The organism is Agriterribacter sp. (assembly GCF_035445465.1).
Classification (GTDB): domain Bacteria; phylum Bacteroidota; class Bacteroidia; order Chitinophagales; family Chitinophagaceae; genus Agriterribacter.
Genome location: NZ_DAOMQT010000033.1, coordinates 1 through 18047 on the forward strand (window position 1 = coordinate 1; position 18047 = coordinate 18047).

Annotated in this window: 9 protein-coding genes; 2 read left to right on the forward strand and 7 right to left on the reverse strand. The window is 43.2% G+C overall.

Annotation, left to right across the window (positions count from 1 at the left end; genetic code table 11):
* Window positions 1-444 precede the first annotated feature (444 nt).
* The 7 genes from PLE34_RS14960 to PLE34_RS14990 form a co-directional block, all read right to left on the reverse strand.
* Entirely contained in the window at window positions 445-2823 is a 2379-nt protein-coding gene (locus PLE34_RS14960) for an ABC transporter permease (protein ID WP_324558242.1), read from the reverse strand.
* Window positions 2824-3281: 458 nt separating this feature from the next.
* The gene (locus PLE34_RS14965; protein ID WP_324558244.1) at window positions 3282-5693 is read right to left on the reverse strand and encodes an ABC transporter permease; all 2412 of its coding nucleotides are present in this window, start codon (window positions 5691-5693) and stop codon (window positions 3282-3284) included.
* A 177-nt stretch (window positions 5694-5870) separates the two neighbouring features.
* The gene (locus PLE34_RS14970; RefSeq protein WP_324558245.1) at window positions 5871-8222 is read right to left on the reverse strand and encodes an ABC transporter permease; all 2352 of its coding nucleotides are present in this window, start codon (window positions 8220-8222) and stop codon (window positions 5871-5873) included.
* Window positions 8223-8386: 164 nt separating this feature from the next.
* Entirely contained in the window at window positions 8387-10816 is a 2430-nt protein-coding gene (locus PLE34_RS14975) for an ABC transporter permease (protein WP_324558247.1), read from the reverse strand.
* Between the two features lie 12 nt (window positions 10817-10828).
* A complete protein-coding gene (locus PLE34_RS14980) occupies window positions 10829-11047 on the reverse strand; it encodes a hypothetical protein (protein ID WP_324558249.1) in 219 nt (72 codons plus the stop codon).
* 94 nt (window positions 11048-11141) lie between these two features.
* Entirely contained in the window at window positions 11142-11819 is a 678-nt protein-coding gene (locus tag PLE34_RS14985) for an ABC transporter ATP-binding protein (protein ID WP_324558251.1), read from the reverse strand.
* A 137-nt stretch (window positions 11820-11956) separates the two neighbouring features.
* Window positions 11957-13207: an efflux RND transporter periplasmic adaptor subunit gene (locus PLE34_RS14990; RefSeq protein ID WP_324558252.1), complete on the reverse strand. Its 1251-nt coding sequence runs from the start codon at window positions 13205-13207 to the stop codon at window positions 11957-11959.
* Window positions 13208-13880: 673 nt separating this feature from the next.
* Here PLE34_RS14990 and PLE34_RS14995 point away from each other — a divergent pair.
* Window positions 13881-14954: an efflux RND transporter periplasmic adaptor subunit gene (locus PLE34_RS14995; RefSeq protein WP_324558254.1), complete on the forward strand. Its 1074-nt coding sequence runs from the start codon at window positions 13881-13883 to the stop codon at window positions 14952-14954.
* The gene (locus PLE34_RS15000; protein WP_324558256.1) at window positions 14954-18043 is read left to right on the forward strand and encodes an efflux RND transporter permease subunit; all 3090 of its coding nucleotides are present in this window, start codon (window positions 14954-14956) and stop codon (window positions 18041-18043) included. The genes PLE34_RS14995 and PLE34_RS15000 overlap by 1 nt, the downstream gene beginning before the upstream one ends.
* Window positions 18044-18047 lie beyond the last annotated feature (4 nt).

An 18047-nucleotide genomic window follows, 5' to 3' on the forward strand; every position in this document is an offset into this window, starting at 1 on the left:
GGCTTACCGCCTCCTTTAAATTTATCAATCAAGTATTTTTACCGGACACTAATGAATCCGAATTTATAAATCCTAAATCCGAAGGAAGTCCCGAAAATCAAATAAAACCTGGCAGTCGTGACGAATTCTAATTTAATAATTATAAGCTTTGAGCCATCAGCAACTTGTCCGCCGTGGCGGATCAGCTTTCGGTAATTAATTTTTTATATTCTTAGAAGCTGCTTAAAATTCATTTTTTGAATAACCATTAACCTGTTTCTTGCCACGAATTACAAATGGGCACGAATTATTCGTGATAATTAGTTATCCGCGGTCTGACGCTTCTTTCGTCGCGTACCGACCGCTTTCATTTTCACATCTCCACATTTATCACACTTGCCTGCCGGCGGGCAGGTTTTCACATTTTGCATTACTCCGTTCTTAATCTCTCTTTGCGAGCCTTAGCTATTCGGTGCGAAGGCTCTTCACCGGATTCGCCAATGCCGCTTTAATTGCCTGGTAGCTTACCGTTAATATTGCAATCGCTACTGATAAGAATCCGGCAATTGCGAATACCCACCATTGAATACTAATGCGATATTGATAATCCTGCAACCATTTATGCATGCCCCAATATGATAATGGCGCGGCTATTACAAATGAAATAATGACCAGCTTTACAAAATCCTTAGATAATAAAGTAGTAATACCAGTTACAGATGCACCCAGTACTTTGCGCACGCCAATTTCCTTTATCCTGCTTTCCGCCATGGATGTGGCAAGACCAAATAAACCGAGGCATGAAATAAAAATAGTAAGTCCTGCAAATAAAGCAGCTAAAATTCCCTGCGTTTTTTCATTATTAAATTTCTGTGCATAAACTTCATCTACGAACTTAATTTCAAATGGATAATCGGGATTGTATTGTTTGAAAATAGCTTCCGTTTTTTTCAGGTTCTGTGCAGTGGAATTATTACCGTTTAGTTTTATCTGTATCACCTGAAAGGTCATAAAGCTGCTCCTGGCGCCGCATATCAATATCGGTCTTGTGGGTTCATAGGGATTGGTCAAAATAAAATCTTTCACAACCCCCACAATATGCCAGTCAATGCCAAGATCGCTCACTGTCTTACCAATCGGGTCTTTAAACTTCATTATTTTCAGTGATGATTCATTTACAATAAGCCCTGTTGAATCTGTCGGGAATTTTTTCAGATCAAAATCGCGGCCCTCTGTAAATTGTAGTCCTGCTGTAGTGCCCAGTCCTTCATCTGCTAAATACCGGTCGAAGGATGTTTTATCATTCGGATCTTTTCCTTCCCAGTTCTGTCCCCATCCGTTGCTCCACCTTTCCGTAAGCGGGGAGTTTGTTTTTGTAATTGATTTGGCAATACCTGATGCAAGCAATTCATTTTTTATCAGCGTGTAGTTCTTAGGTATATCACCTGTCATGAAATGGTAAACAAGATTATCTTTATTATATCCCGTCTCCCGGTCACGGGCATAGTCTATTTGTTGTTTTACGATAATAGTGCAGATGATAAGCATGATAGCAAAGGTGTATTGCAGCACCACCAATACTTTTCTCGGCGTAACCAGTGCATTGGCTTTTTTAAATGAGCCCTTTAATACCTTAACAGGTCTAAAAGACGAAAGAAAGAAAGCAGGGTAACTACCGGCCAGTAAACCTGTAAATAGTACGAAACCGGTAAATGCCAGCCAGGTGTAGATATTCCCAAAGTTGATAAATAAATTTTTGCCAATAAGCTGGTTGTAGCCGGGAAGGCTAAGCTGCACCAGTACAACCGCTACTATGCCGGCAATGAAAGCCATCAAAACAGATTCACCGATAAACTGGCCGATGAGCCCACTTTTCCGGGCGCCCACTACTTTTCTTATCCCTACTTCTTTCGCCCGTTTTTCACTCCGCGCCGTACTCAGGTTCATAAAGTTAATGCAGGCAATCAATAATATAAATCCTGCAATAATGCCGAAGAGTGTAACAAATGTGTTCAGTCCGCCCTTGTCTTCCACGCCATTGGTAAAGCTGGAGTGCAAACGCCAGCGGCTCATGGGGTAAAGAAACAATTCCCATTTCATGGTTTTTGCTTCATCGCTATATTGTTGTTTCAATACTTTTATTTTAACAGCCGCAGCAGCAAGGTCTACATTTGGTTTTAGCAGCACATAAGTGGGTGTACTGTTATCATTCCAGCCGAGGTCTTGTCCCTCGTTATATTTTAAATTCGAAAAGGGCAACAAGTATTCAAAACGGAACCTTGAATTATTTGGCAGGTCTTTTACAATACCCGTTACCGTATAATTATCTGCATTCTCCATTTTTATCAGCTTCCCCATGGCATCCTCATCGCCGAATAAACTTTTAGCTGTTGCCTCAGTAAGCACTACGGAAGGTTTGTCATTCAGTGCCGTGGCAGGATTGCCGCTCAGCATCGGAAAGCTGAATACCTGAAGAAAACCCGTATCAACGAAATTGCCCGACCTGATCAATTTTTTATCCCCCACCGTAAAAAGCACATTATTGCTTTGCTTTACCCTTACCGCACGTTCTACTTCCGGCAAGGCTTTTTCAATTGCCTCAGCCGTTGGCTGGGATACCGTATTCCAGCACGAAATATTCCCATCAAATGGTACCCGATTCCATACCTCGTATATCCTGTCTTTGTTTGCATGAAATCTGTCGTAGCTTACTTGGTTATAGATCCAGAGCAGAATGAGTATCGCGGCAGCCATGCCTATTGCAAGGCCCGTAATGTTGATTATAGAAAACCCTTTGTTACGTAAAAGATTCCTGTAAGCGATTTTGAAGAAATTTCTAAACATAGTTGTAAGCTTTGAGCCGTCAGCAACTTGTCCGCCGTGGCGGATCAGCTTTCAGCTATTAATTTTTTATATTCTCAAAAGCTGCTTAAAATTCATTTTTTGAATAACCATTAACCTGTTTCTTGCCACGAATTACAAATGGGCACGAATTATTCGTGATAATTAGTTATCCGCGGTCTGACGTTCCTTTCCGACCGCGACCATTTCCTACATTTTCAGCCTCATCCCTGCCCGACTGAACGTCGTTCGGGCAGGCTCTTATCCTTCTCCGCTTAGAGAGGGACGGTACTATAGAACAATTCCAAACTATATTATCTTCCACATCATCTATAAAACATATCCGAACCTGACAATTTGCTCACACTTTCACATTCTCAACCTCCCCACCTTGCATTTCATCAGCATGTTCTGAATTTAGGCACCCCTCGCCACTCCGTGGAGAGGGGTTGGAGGTGAGGTCATTCCGTACGCAACGATTTCACAGGATTCGCCACTGCCGCCTTAATGGCCTGGAAACTTACTGTGAGGAGGGCAATTGCCATCGCCGCCAATCCTGCTACAGCAAATACCCACCATGAAATATCAATGCGATAGGCAAAGTTTTGTAACCATTTATTCATGCCCCACCAGGCAACCGGGAAGGCAATGAGCGATGAAATCAATACCAGCTTTAAGAATTCTTTGGAGAGCATTTGTGTAAGCTGTGTTACACTGGCGCCTAATACCTTTCTGATGCCGATTTCTTTTGTGCGTTGTTCCGCCGTATAAGTTGCCAATCCAAATAAGCCAAGACAAGCCACAAAAATGGTGAGTATGGCAAAGATGTTCAGTATCGTACCTGTTTTTTGCTCCGTTGCATAGGTATTGTTGAAGAGGTCGTCCATAAAAGCATAAGTAAATGGCTCTTCGGTATTATAACTGTCCCAGTTTTTTTTCATTGCAGCCAGTAATCCGGGTATATCGCCGGTATTTACCTTGAAGATCAGGCCGCCTTCGGGATGCAGGGTCAGGAATAAAGGACTGATCGTTTCATGCAGGGACCTGAAGTTGAAATTTTTTACCACACCAATTACGTGAAAAGGGAAATTGCTACCCTTGGGGCTATTTTGGCGTATAACAGTTTTGCCTATAGCGGTTTCCGTTGTCCATCCCAATGCGCTCACAGCCGTTTCGTTGAGGATAATACCGGAAGAGTCGGTGGTAAATTCTTTGGAAAAATTCCTGCCATTCACTATTTTCATTTCCATCGTAGGAATGTACTGGTCATCTACATGAAAATCAACACCGTTTACGATCCGGTCAGCATCAGATTGCGGGTAAGCCAGCGCATTGTTATAATCACTTGGCCCTGCGGGTTTATACCACGACAGGGTTGCACTTAAGATACGCGGATCCTGTAACATTTGCTGCTTAAACACCCGTTCGTTGTTACCTAATGCCCATGAATTGGGAATGGTAATGATTTGATTTTTGTTGTATCCCAGGTCTTTGTTTTGTATATATTTCATTTGCTGGTACACCACTATGGTTCCTATGATCAAAGCCACTGAAATGAAAAATTGAAAAACAACCAGCCCACTCCGTAAGCCAAAGTTTTTATTATTGCCTGTAGGTTTTCCTTTTAATACAGCAATGGGCTTAAAAGAGGATAGATAGAACGCGGGGTAAATCCCGGCAGCAAGTCCAACGATCAATCCCAGGATGACAAATAACAATACAGGGTTTAACCCAATGCTCAGTTGCTTCCCGGAGATATTATTAAACAATGGAAGCGCCAGTTGCAACAATACAAACGCAATGAGTAATGCAAAAAAGGTTATCAGCAGTGATTCGAGTAAAAACTGCCTGATAAGTTGCCATTTACCGGAACCTGCTACTTTTCGCACACCCACTTCTTTGGCTCTTTTGGATGCACCGGCAGTAGAGAGATTGATAAAATTGATGCAGGCTACAATGAGCATGAAAAGCGCAACACCGCCAAATATGTATACATAGGCAGCATTTCCCCCGGGTTCAAATTCATTGGAAGTATCAGAATGCAGGTGTATATCAGTTAATGGCTGGAGAACAAACCCCAGTTTGTTTCCCTTAGTTCTGAATTGTTCGAGGCTTAAGCCCATCCCTTTTTGAATTTGCGGGCCCATATATCTGGCTACCATATCGGGAAACCGTTCCTGCATTTTTTGCTGATCAGTACCCGGTTTCAGCAATAAATAGGTATGAAAACCACCACCCAGCCAGGAGTCGGAACCGGCATCTCTCCAGCCTTTCATTGAAGCAAATATATCGAAGTGGAAATGCGAATGAACGGGTATATCTTCCATAACACCCGTTACTTTGTATAGGGTGGTATCGTTATTGATCGCAAGTGTTTTACCTGTCGCCTCCTGCCTGCCAAAATATTTTATTGCAGTTGACTTTGTTATCACAACGGAATAAGGATTAGCCAAAGCGTTTTTTGCATCCCCTTTAATCATGGGTAAGGTAAAAATGCTGAAGAAGTTGGGGTCAGCAATGGCCACACGATCATCTTTAAAAACTTTGCTGTCAAAGCTGATCTTAGGCGTGCCGTAATTCAAAATCCTTGTAGCATCTTTTACTTCCGGAAAATCCTTTTTCATGGTAGCTGCCACAGGGGCCATTACCACGCTTTCATTTATTTTTCCGCCATTCATCTCTGCCTGGAAAATGATTCTGGCAATATCACCGGCGTTTTTGTGAAACCGGTCGTAGCTGAGTTCGCTTTGAACATACAACATGATGATGAAACAGGTTGCAATGCCAATAGACAAACCAAGTATGTTTATTAAGGAAAACAACTTGTTCCTGCGAAGGTTCCGCCACGCAATTTTGAAATAATTTTTGATCATAGTTGTAAGCTTTGAGTCGTCAGCAGTTAGCTTTCAGCAATTTTTACATTCTCACATTTCCACATTTGCCCGAGGTCTGACGCTCCTTTCATCGCGTAACCGACCGCTTCCATTTTCAAATTAGCACATTTCCATATTTGTATTACTCCGTTCTCAAACGCTCTTTGAGAGCCGTAGCTATTCAGTGCGAAGGCTCTTCACCGGGTTTGTTGTTGCCGCTTTTATTGTATTTAAGCCAACTACCATCAATGCCAGTAATAAAACCAATATGCCTACAATTCCAAACAGCCAGGGACTTATAAAAATACGGTACGTATATTTTTCCAGCCAGTTGTGCATAAGCCACCATGCCAATGGTGTGGCAATGACAAACGCAATCAATACCAGTTTTAAGAAATCTTTTGAAATGAGCAGGAGCAATTGCTGCACGGTAGCGCCCAATACTTTGCGGATGCCGATTTCCCTCAAACGTTTTTCAATGGTGAACGATGCAAGGCCCGCCAGGCCGATGCAGCAAATAAAAATGGCAAGCCCTGCAAAAATATTCGTGAGTTTGCTGATGAGCTCTTCCGTCAGAAATTTCTTTTGAAATTCCTGGTCAACAAACTGGTATTCAAAAGGCACAGCAGGATTATATTTTTTGAAGATGGTTTCAATGGATGCAATCGCTTTCTGCGGTATTATTCCTTCTTTTAAACGGAGGGTATTCATTGAAGAACTGTTAGGATCATACACTATCAGCATGGGGTAGGCTGGTTCAAAGGGCGAAGTCATTATTACATTATCTGAAACTCCGATAACGGTGTAGGTTCTTCCATAACGCATTTGCCTGCCTACCGGGTTTTTCAGTTTCATGGCATCAACGGCAGCTTTATTCAAAATCATGGAAGCAGAGTCTGCAGGTGTGCCGGAGAAGTCGCGGCCCTCAAGCATTTTAATATTCATTGTTTTGCTAAAGTCAACATCAACGCCAAGCCCGCCCATGATAATCTGTGCATTAGCCGGTTTGCCTTCATAATCAGGAGCGCCGGTATTCCACCATACTTCTGTTATCGGGGATGATGTTCTTGTAACGTTGCTGATCATACCGGTTGCAAGCAATTCCTGTTTTATCACAGCAAAACTTTTATCTGTATCCGGCGTTGACGGTATCATGATAAGATTATTAGGATTGTATCCCATGTCACGGTCTTTTACATGCTGTATCTGGCGGTAAACAATAATCGTTGCAGAAATGAGAAGAATAGAAATTACAAATTGGGATACCACTAGTATATGTCTTGGCAATATTGTCTTTTTCCCGGCAGCAAATGAACCTTTCAAAACCCTTACCGGGTTGAATGAAGAAAGATATAATGCCGGGTAGCTTCCCGCCACCAACCCGGTAAACAAAATGATTGCCGCCGCTCCCAGCCAGAATACTGGACTGAATAGATTCAGCGAAAGCTGCTTGTTTATAAACAAATTAAATGATGGCAGCAGCAACGCTACTGCTGCTATAGCGAACAGGAAAGCAATCAGTGTTAATATCATTGATTCAAGAAAGAATTGCAGAATCAGTTGTTTTTTGCCTGAACCCAGTGTTTTGCGGATGCCTACTTCTTTTGCACGTTTTTCGCTCCTTGCTGTTGACAGATTCATGAAGTTGATACAGGCTATCAGCAAAATAATCACCGCTACTATAGAAAACAGGCGTACATATTCAATCATACCGCCGGTGTTCATACCGTTATTAAAATCACTATAAAGGCGCCAGCGGCTCATAGGAAATACAAAATAGCTGCTGATGTCATCGTTGCCATGCGCTCTCTTTACCTGAGTAATGCTTTTATTCAGCATACCTGTGTCAGCATTCGGAACGGTTTGTATAAATACATTCCATGAAGAATTTACCCATTCGCTCATGGAACGTTTTGTATCAGGATCATTATAATTAAACGGCGTAAGCCAGTCAAACTGGAAAGTAGAGTTGCGGGGTATGTCCTGTAATACAGCAGTAACCTTTACATCATGACCATTATCGAAACGCAATACCTTGTTAATGGGATCCTGTGTTCCAAAAAATGCTTTTGCAGCGGATGCTGTAAGTACAATAGCGTTGGGCTCTTTCAAAGCGGTTACTGCATTGCCCTTTAAGAATTTCCACGGGAACAGATCGAAATAATGCTCACTTACGATGTAACCCTGCTTTTTTATTTTATCGTTGCCGTGTGTAAGCACCCGGGGCTGGGGGTAAGTGGTAACAACGGCGTGCTTTATCTGCGGGGAGCTGTGCTCAAGCTCAGCCGCGAGCGGCAGCGCCATGCTCCTGTCGGTAAACACCTGGTTATTAAAATTGCGGTTGGCAATGACCTGGTAAATATTATCATAGTTTTTCTGAAACTTGTTATAGCCCAATTCGTCCTGCACCCACAAAGAAATAAAAATAGTGCAGGTAATGCCAATCGTTAGCCCTAACAGGTTGGTTAACGAAAAACCCTGGTTGCGAAGAAGGTTCCGCCACGCGATTTTGAAATAGTTTCTGATCATAGTTGTAAGCTTTAAGCCATTAGCTTTCAGCAATTGTTGTTTTCAACATTCCAACACTTTCACATTTCCACATTTCTCATATTACCCCGCGGTCTGACGCTCCTTTCGTCGCGTACCGACTGCTACATTTTCAAATTGCCACATTTTCAAATTTTCAAATTATTCTACTCCGTTCGCAAAGACTTCACCGGGTTAGCCCGCGCAGCTTTAATGGCCTGGAAGCTGATCGTAAACAAAGCAATGAAAAGCGCCAGCACCCCTGCAATACCAAATATCCACCACGATATGTGAATGCGGTAGGCAAAGTCCTGCAGCCAATTGTGCATTGCCCACCAGGCCAGCGGTGTGGCAATACAGAACGCTATGGTTACCAGTTTTAAAAAATCTTTCGAAAGCATAGTAACTACATTACCTACAGAAGCGCCCAGCACTTTTCGTATACCAATTTCTTTGGTGCGCTGTTCGGCCATATAGGTGGCTAGGCCAAACAATCCCAAACAGGCAATAAGAATAGCCAGTACAGAAAAGGTTATGGCAATTTTTGCCACCCGTTGCTCCGAGCGGTATACGTTGTTGAACGCCGCATCTAAAAACTGGAAGCTGAAAGGCATTTCAGGAGCATAGGTTTTCCATTTCTTTTCCGCATACTGTATGATTGCCGGGGCATTGGCGGCGTTTATTTTAAAAGAAGCAAAACCGGTACTTTTACCCAAAAACAGACCCACCATACCGATATCTCTTTTCAGGGATTCAAAATGAAAATTCTTAACTACGCCGATAATGGTATATGATGCGGAAGAGCCGCCTATACCTGATTTGTAAATATGCTGTCCTATGGGGTTGGCATAACCCAGCGTTTTTGCTGTGGCTTCGTTAAGAATAACTGCATTGGAATCTGTTCCAAAATCGCGGGAAAAATTCCTTCCTTTTATAAGTTGTATGCCTAATGTTTGCAGGTAATCATAATCCACGTCCCATTCCTGCATGCTAAAGCCGTTTTTTGCATCAATAACCTGCTCTCCGGAAAAAATATTATCGCTTCTTGAAGAGGGTATGGGTAAATAGCTGCTGATGGTTGCGCTGGTTACGCCGGGTTGTTGCAGCATATCCTGCTTAAAAGCCTCCAGCTTATTTTGTAAAGCGAACCCGTTTTCAATGAGCAATACCTGGTCTTTATTGTAGCCCAGGTTTTTGGTTTGTATATAATGCAACTGTCTGTAAATAATAATGGTGCCTGTAATAAGCACAATAGAAGTGGCAAACTGGAATATGACCAGCGCACTCCGGAGGTTTCCGTTGCTGCTGCCCGATCTTAACCTGCCTTTCAATACTTCTATAGGCTTAAATGAAGAAAGGAAGAAGGCAGGGTAGCTCCCGGCCAAAAGCCCTACCACAAATGGCAATAGCACCAAAACAGGAATGATGGCAGGTGTGAAAAGGTTGAGCACGCTCATGGTTTTCCCGGAAATGCTGTTGAATAAAGGCATAATGGCAAATGCCAGTAATATGGCCAGTAGGGAGGAGATGAAAGCTGTTAAGGTAGATTCACTAAGGAATTGCGTTACCAGATTTTTGCGCTCGGTGCCCAATACTTTGCGAACGCCCACTTCCTTAGCCCTGTTTGCCGAACGTGCGGTGGTGAGGTTCATGAAATTGATACAGGCGATGAGTAAAATAAAAATGGCCACCGCCGAAAAAATATATACATATTGGATGTTGCCGCCGGGGCTCAGCTCAAAAGGCCGGTTAGAATACAAATGAATATCGGTAAGCGGGGTTAATGAATATTCCAGCTTATTGCCCGATCGCCGGAACTCATCCATGCTGCTGATCTGCAAATACGCTTTTGCTTCAGGAAGCACATACTGATCTGTATACTGATCGAAATTCTTTTTAAATGCTGCCGGGGTTACACCGAGCTTAAGCAAAAGATAGGTATGGAAATTATGGCTCATGTACTGTCCCCACTGGTAATTCACATTTTTCATGGAGAAAATAAAATCGAAATTGAAGTGCGAATTGGACGGAATATTTTTTATAACTGCCGTTACTTTGTACAATGTTTTACCATTGTCGTCGGTTTCAATAATTTTACCCATAGCATCATCAACACTGCCAAAATATTTTCGCGCAGTCGTTTCCGTTATAACCACTGTATTGGGCTCATAGAGCGCTGTGCGTGTATTGCCGGCAATAGCGGGTAAAGCAAATACGTCAAAAAAAGTGGAGTCGGCATGTGCTACACGGGTTTCCGTAATAAACTGTGTTCCTTTTTTTACCAGCTTACTTCCGTTGGAATTATAAATGCGTGTGTATTGCTCAACCTGGGGATAGTCCTTTTTCAGCGTCTGCCCCATCATGTCGGAAGAGAACGGGTACTTCGTTTCGGCCCCTCCAAAACGGATATCGGAGCTGATGCGGTAAATGCGATCGGAGTTTTTGTAAAAGCGGTCGTAGCTCAGCTCATCCAGCACATATAAGGCGATAAGGATAAAGCAGGCAAGCCCGGTGGCAAGTCCGGTAATATTGATCAAAGAGAAAGTTTTATTTCTCCATAAATTTCTTAGCGCCACTTTTAAATAGTTCCTGATCATTATCATACAAGTTTACCAGATCATGGATATAACAGGCTGCCAGGGTATGTCTTTTATATCTGTTGTGGTTTCAGTAATGCCGGCACGTCCATTGCTTTCGCATTGATGCAGTTGCTGAACAGGCAGGCATTTTGTACCGGCCGATACATTTTTGGCAATAACGATTACCAATGCCAGCAGCGTGAGCAGCATGGTAATGCGCTGTACTTTGGTTTGATATTGCTGTGTCATATATATAATTTGAGATTTGAGATTTAATATTTGATATTGTGCTGTTGCGAGAGGTTCTCCATTTTCAAATTTTCAAATTCCCACCATTTTCAAATTAAACCAATATATTCTCTGTAACCGTTTGACCGTCTAACATCCGAATGATCCGGTGGCTGTACCTTGAATCGTGCTCGGAGTGTGTTACCATAATAATGGTGGTGCCCTGTTCATTCAGGTCGGTAAGCATTTGCATTACTTCATTACCGTTGCTTGAATCGAGGTTACCCGTAGGCTCATCCGCCAAAATAAGCTTGGGATTATTGACTACCGCCCTTGCTACGGCTACCCGCTGCTGTTGCCCACCGGATAATTGCTGGGGATAGTGGTTACGTCTGTGCATGATCTGCACCTTATCTAATACTGCTTCCACTCTTTTCTTCCTTTCGGTGGCTTTTACGCCGGTATAGATCAGTGGTAATTCCACGTTTTCAAAAACGGTAAGCTCATCAATAAGGTTAAAGCTCTGGAATACAAATCCGATATTGTGCTTGCGCAGGTCGGCGCGCTTGCGTTCATTAAAATGTGCTACTTCAATGCCATTGAATAAAAAGCTGCCTGCATCGGGGTCATCCAGCATCCCCAGGATGTTTAACAGGGTTGATTTCCCGCAGCCCGAAGGACCCATTACCGCAACAAACTCTCCTTCTTTTACCTCGAACGAAAGCTTATTCAGCGCTACCGTTTCTACTTCTTCTGTGCGGTATATTTTTTCAAGTTCGGAGATTTTGATCATGGATGATATTTTATTTGATACGAAATGATTTTAAAAATGTTACAATTGGGTGTAAGGTGTAAGCTTTAGGGCCTTACTCCCTATACCTTCCCCCTTATACCCTCCACCTCAAACCTCATACCTCAAACCTTCCACCTTTACTTCAACACCAGCTCCTGCATATCCCCGTAATTTTCATAGCTGCTGGTTACTACTTTATCGCCCGGTTCCAATCCCTCCAGCACTTCGTAGTAATCCTGGTTTTGATTGCCCAACTGAATATCCACTTTATATGCTTTTTTGCCATCGGCAGATACTTTAAACACCCAGTTGCCACCCGTTTTCTGGTAAAAGCCGCCACGTGCCAGCAGTAAAGATTTTCTTTCATCGCTTAATGCCAGCAGGGTTTGCAGGGTTTGACCGCGCCTTATGCCCTTTGGCACTTTATCCACAAATTCCATATCTACCTGGAAGCGCCCGTTGGTTACCTGCGTGAACACTTTTTTTATTTCCAGCTGGTAGCTGGTGTCTGCAAAAGTGAAACGCCCTCTTTGCCCGGGGTATATCCTTGAAATATAATGTTCATCAACATCCACACGCACTTTAAAAACGCTCAGCACATCTATCTGTCCCAATCTTTCTCCTTTGTTTTTATTCTGACCAATCTCGGCGTCTAATGAAGTAAGTTGGCCATCAACCGGTGAACGAACAATCAAATCGCCTACTTTCTTTTGCATGATGTTAAGTGCCTGCTGCGATCCGGCATACGACTGCTTATCCTGCTTATCCTGCTGTAAACGCGATATTGAGTCCTGGTCAAGGATCTGCTCGGTCAGCTTTTTCTTTTCCCGGTAGTAGTTGTAATTAATTTCCGATTGTTTGAACTCCTGTGAGCCGATCACTTTCTCGCTAAAAAGCTTTTTATTCAATTCATATAACCTTTCTGCTTCCTTTAGCTGGCTTTCCACATCCGCCATCTGGTTGAGCTTGGATACCGTATTTTGCTGGGCATTATTGCTGTTGATCTGCATCTGCGTGAGCGTATTGTATACATTATTCTGCTGGCTCATTAAGGTCATTAACAGATCGGTATTTGAAAGACGTAAGATCGGCTGTCCTTTTTTCATGATCGCCCCGTCTTCCACATATTTTTCTTCCACTCTTCCGCCTTCCTGCGCATCAAGATAAATACTGGTAACCGGAAGTACAATGCCGTTTACAGGAATGGTTTCCTGGAACACGCCTTCTTTTACTTCGCTAATGGTAATCCTTTCCGTATCTACATTCAGTTTGGAGTTGCCGGAAGTAGCATAATAGCTCGCAATGATCAATGCAATTATACCCGCTATACCGGCTATCGTCAGTATCCGTTTTGTACTCCATTTCTTTTTTGCAATAGCTCTGTCCATTCTTTTTAATTTTTCGGGCAATTTCCCGGGTTTAAAACCGGCTCATAAAAAATTCGCACAGGGGGTTAACATTGATCATATAAGTGAATGTTGTGCCAGAATACAATTGTATTGGTAATCAATAGTTTGCGATGTATTATCCAGGTTCTTCGTACGTTAGCGATACAACAGGTGTTCGTTTTTGATACAGGTTAACTTCAGACAAATTTATCTGGCAAGACGATTATTGGGCAGTGGGTGTAAGTAAAAGCCATTTACAAGCAGTAAGAAATTATATATTCAATCAGGAAGTGCATCATCAGAAAACATCTTTTGTTGAAGAGGTAGAAGAGTTTATGAATAAGTATGGCTGGCAATATATTCAACCTAAATAAAGCGGGTTTTCTAAGCGGAGACAGATGGGGCTAAAGCCAATTCAAAATATTGCTTCTTTTTCAGTTGGCTAAAGCCAAACTGCAATCAAAAATGAAGATATTTGGAGATAGTTCAGCACTTGCTACCAGCTTAGCCAACTACAATGGAGATTGATATCATATAGAAGAACCCCATCAATTGCTATCATCTGGCGGTCACTACCCCAAAAAGATAATTCAATTGGCCATTGCCGGATATATCAGGAATGCCGGGATTTCCCATTAACATTAATTAACGTTCACTTATTTAAAGGTGGTGAATGTTTCAACTTCAAATTGTATTAGTTTCGCAACCGATGAGAAAGTTATATTTATATATTATCGTCTTCTCCGGCTTGCTTGCCTGCTCCGAAAAAAAGGAAAAAGCCGTTACCCAACCCAAAGAGAGAAGCCGCACTGTTCTTGCCGATGCATTTATTGTAAAGACCATTCCCCTGAGTGAAAATATTGAAGTTGCAGGCTCTTTAATGCCGGCTGAGGCAACGGATATCCGCCCTGAAATTACCGGCAGGCTCGTAAGCATTAATTTTACGGAAGGCAGCTTTGTAAGAAAAGGAACTTTACTGGCAAAGTTGTTTGACGATGACCTGCAGGCGCAGTTAAAAAAGCTGGAAGTGCAGTTGGCGATCAATGAAAAAACGGTGGAACGGTATAAGGAGTTGTTAAAAATACAGGGCATCAGCCAGCAGGATGTTGACCTGAGTGAGCTTCAGGTAAATAATAATAAGGCGGATATTGAATTAGTGAAGGTAAGCATTGACAAAACTGAGATCAGGGCTCCCTTTGACGGACGGATCGGGTTAAGGAATATCAGCCTTGGCGCCTATGTTTCCCCGGCAGATGTAATTGCTACTATACGGCAGGTAGAGCAACTGAAATTAGAGTTTACTGTACCTGAAAAATATAGTACTAATTTTGTGCCGGGTAAAAAAATCAGCTTTAGCATAGATGGCGTGCGGCAAAGATTTGAAGCTACGGTACTGGCAAGTGAATATTTTATTGATGCCAATACGCGCAGTTTGAATATAAAGGCGATAGTGAAAGACAGGCATGCTTCCCTTGTACCAGGAGCGTTTGCAAAAGTGGCGTTAGACCTTGCTAAAGATAATAATGCTGTAATTATACCCACGCAGGCAGTTATACCGCTTAGCCGGGGCAAGCAGGTGATTGTTTATAAAAATGGCGAACCGCAGTTTTTACCCGTTACTACGGGCATTAGGGATTCGGTATATGTGCAGGTGATCAGTGGTGTGAACATAGGCGACACCGTGCTGATCTCCGGGCTGATGTCTGTTAAACCTGATTCTCAAATACAACTCAGCAAAATACAATAATGAATATTTCTGAAACAAGTTTGAGGCGTCCGGTGTTAGCAACTGTTGCCAGCATTTTGATTGTTGTGTTTGGGGTCATTGGTTTCACCTTTTTGGGCGTAAGGGATTACCCGGCTATTGATCCGCCCATTATTAATGTGCGTACTTCTTATTCAGGCGCCAATGCAGACATCATTGAGTCGCAGATCACAGAGCCCTTAGAAAAATCAATTAATGGTATTGCCGGTATTAAGAACATGACTTCCTCAAGCAGCCAGGGCACAAGTAATATTACGGTTGAATTTGACCTGGGTGTTGACCTGGAAGCTGCTGCCAATGATGTAAGAGATAAAACTTCACAGGCGCAACGCCGCCTGCCCCAGGATCTGGATGCCCCCCCCGTGGTTTCCAAGGCGGATGCAAGTTCAGACGCTATAATTTCGATGACGGTGCAAAGCAGTACCCGTAATCAACTGGAGATCACGGAATATGCAACCAATGTATTGCAGGAACGATTGCAAACGATCCCGGGTGTGAGTAGTCTCAATATATGGGGAGAAAAGAAATATGCCATGCGCATTTGGTTTGAACCATCCAAGCTGAACGCGTACGGGCTTACTTTCCAGGATGTGCAGGAAGCATTGCTGAAAGAAAATGTGGAGCTTCCTTCGGGTAAAATAGCCGGTTATAATACGGAACTTACGGTAAGAACTTTCGGCCGTCTTACCACAGAGGAGGAGTTCAATAACATTATCATAAAGAATTTTGGCGGCAGCATTATCCGGTTAAAAGATATCGGCGAAGCAGTGCTGGGTCCTGAAAATGAAGAGACCATTCTGAAACTGAACGGTGTGCCGATGATCGCGCTTGCCATTGTACCGTTGCCCGGGTCTAATTACGTGGCCATCGCCGATGAGTTTTACAAACGTTTTGATCAGCTGAAAAAGGAAGTGCCTGAAGATATCAAGCTGGATATTGTTTTGGATCAGAGTGTTTTTATCAAACGGTCTATATCTGAAGTAGAAGAAACGCTTTTCATAGCCATCGGTCTGGTGATCCTGATCGTTTATTTGTTTTTTCGTGATGCGCTCATGGCTATCCGGCCGTTAATAGATATTCCTGTTTCACTGATCGCCGCATTCTTTATTATGTATCTCGCAGGCTTTACCATCAATGTGCTGAGCCTGCTGGGAATTGTGCTGGCCACCGGGCTGGTGGTGGATGACGGCATTGTAGTAACGGAGAATATTTATAAAAAGATAGAGCAGGGAATGAATAAATGGCAGGCCGCGAAGGAGGGGTCCAAAGAAATTTATTTTGCCGTTATTTCTACGTCCATTACACTTGCCGTTATTTTTATACCTATCATTTTCCTTGAGGGATTTGTAGGCAGGCTATTCCGTGAATTTGGTATTGTAGTGGCAGGCGCCGTACTGGTATCCGCCTTTGTATCGTTAACCCTTACCGCGGTGCTCAATGTAAAGCTTGCACGTAAAGAACATAAGCATAGCTGGTTTTACAGGGTAACCGAACCTTTCTTCAGTGGTATGGAAAAAGGTTATCATCGCTGGCTGGAATTGTTTATGAAAGTAAAATGGCTGGCGCTGGTCATTATTGTGGCTTGCGGAGGATTGATATGGGGGATTGGCAGAACCCTGAAATCTGAATTAGCCCCTATGGAAGACCGTAGCCAGTTTCGCCTTCAGGTTACCATGCCGGAGGGTTCTTCTTTTGATTATACCGACCGGTTTATCGGAGATCTTACCAATTTAATTATGGATTCAGTTCCGGAGTTTAAAACCGTATTAACGGTAACGGCGCCGGGTTTTTCCGGAACAGGTTCTGTTAATACAGGATTTTTAAGAACGATGCTTGTTGACCCTGATCAGCGATCGCGTTCGCAACAGGAAATAGTAGATGTGATCAACAGGAATCTTCCCTCTTTTACTGAGGGAAGAGCTTTCGCCATACAGGAGCAAACCATAGCGGTTAACCGCAGGGGAGGGCTGCCCGTTCAGTTTGTAATACAGAACAACAATTTTGAAAAGCTCACGGAAATCCTTCCCAAATTCATGGATGAGGCCAATAAAAACCCGGCTTTCCAGGGGGTGGATATTGACCTGAAGTTCAACAAACCCGAACTTTCGGTTACGGTTGACCGTTTGAAAGCAAGTGATCTTGGGGTAAGCATTGATGCTATTTCCGAAGCGCTTCAACTGGCTTACAGTAACCGCCGGCTGGGCTATTTCACAAAAGAAGGTAAACAATACGAAGTAATAGGACAGGTGCCGCGGGATGACAGGAACAAGCCCACTGATCTGAAAAATATTTACCTGCGTAATCAACGCGGTGAAAATATTTCATTAGATAACCTGGTAACGGTGCAGGAAGGTACCACCCCGCCAACCATTTATCATTTTAACCGTTATAAATCGGCTACCATATCGGCAGGGCTTGCCCCTGGTGTGGCACTGGGCGATGGCATTAAAGCCATGCAGGATATCGCCGACAAAATGTTAGACGATACTTTTGCTACCTCGCTTTCGGGCGCCTCGCGCGATTTTGCCGAAAGTTCCGGCAATACCATGTTCGCTTTTGTACTGGCCCTGGCCCTCATCTTTTTAGTGCTGGCAGCGCAGTTCGAAAGCTTTATTGATCCTTTTATTATTATGGTTACCGTGCCGCTGGCCATTGCCGGAGCCGTGTTGACCTTGTGGCTGTTTAACCAGACACTCAATATTTTTTCGCAGATCGGTATGATCATGCTGATAGGGCTGGTAACCAAAAACGGTATTCTGATTGTAGAGTTCGCGAATCAGAAACAAAGAGCAGGGCTGTCTAAAGCGCAATCGGTTATTGAAGCGGCAGTAGCCCGTTTAAGACCCATTTTAATGACCAGCCTGGCCATGGCTTTGGGCGCGTTGCCTATCGCTTTGTCTATTGGCGCCGCTTCCACCAGCCGCATACCATTAGGACTTGTAATTGTGGGCGGAATTATATTTTCACTGGTGCTAACCCTTTTTGTAATTCCTGCCATGTATAGTTTTCTTTCGGCGAAAAAAGGGGAAAGTCATATTGACGAATATTTTACAGAAGCAAAAAGAGCCTGACCAG

Bases quoted from the DNA above. Each gene is read 5' to 3' on its own strand.
- PLE34_RS14960 (WP_324558242.1), bottom strand. From the start codon at position 2,823: ATGTTTAGAAATTTCTTCAAAATCGCTTACAGGAATCTTTTACGTAAC.
- PLE34_RS14965 (WP_324558244.1), bottom strand. From the start codon at position 5,693: ATGATCAAAAATTATTTCAAAATTGCGTGGCGGAACCTTCGCAGGAAC.
- PLE34_RS14970 (WP_324558245.1), bottom strand. From the start codon at position 8,222: ATGATCAGAAACTATTTCAAAATCGCGTGGCGGAACCTTCTTCGCAAC.
- PLE34_RS14975 (WP_324558247.1), bottom strand. From the start codon at position 10,816: ATGATCAGGAACTATTTAAAAGTGGCGCTAAGAAATTTATGGAGAAAT.
- PLE34_RS14980 (WP_324558249.1), bottom strand. From the start codon at position 11,047: ATGACACAGCAATATCAAACCAAAGTACAGCGCATTACCATGCTGCTC.
- PLE34_RS14985 (WP_324558251.1), bottom strand. From the start codon at position 11,819: ATGATCAAAATCTCCGAACTTGAAAAAATATACCGCACAGAAGAAGTA.
- PLE34_RS14990 (WP_324558252.1), bottom strand. From the start codon at position 13,207: ATGGACAGAGCTATTGCAAAAAAGAAATGGAGTACAAAACGGATACTG.
- PLE34_RS14995 (WP_324558254.1), top strand. From the start codon at position 13,881: ATGTTTCAACTTCAAATTGTATTAGTTTCGCAACCGATGAGAAAGTTA.
- PLE34_RS15000 (WP_324558256.1), top strand. From the start codon at position 14,954: ATGAATATTTCTGAAACAAGTTTGAGGCGTCCGGTGTTAGCAACTGTT.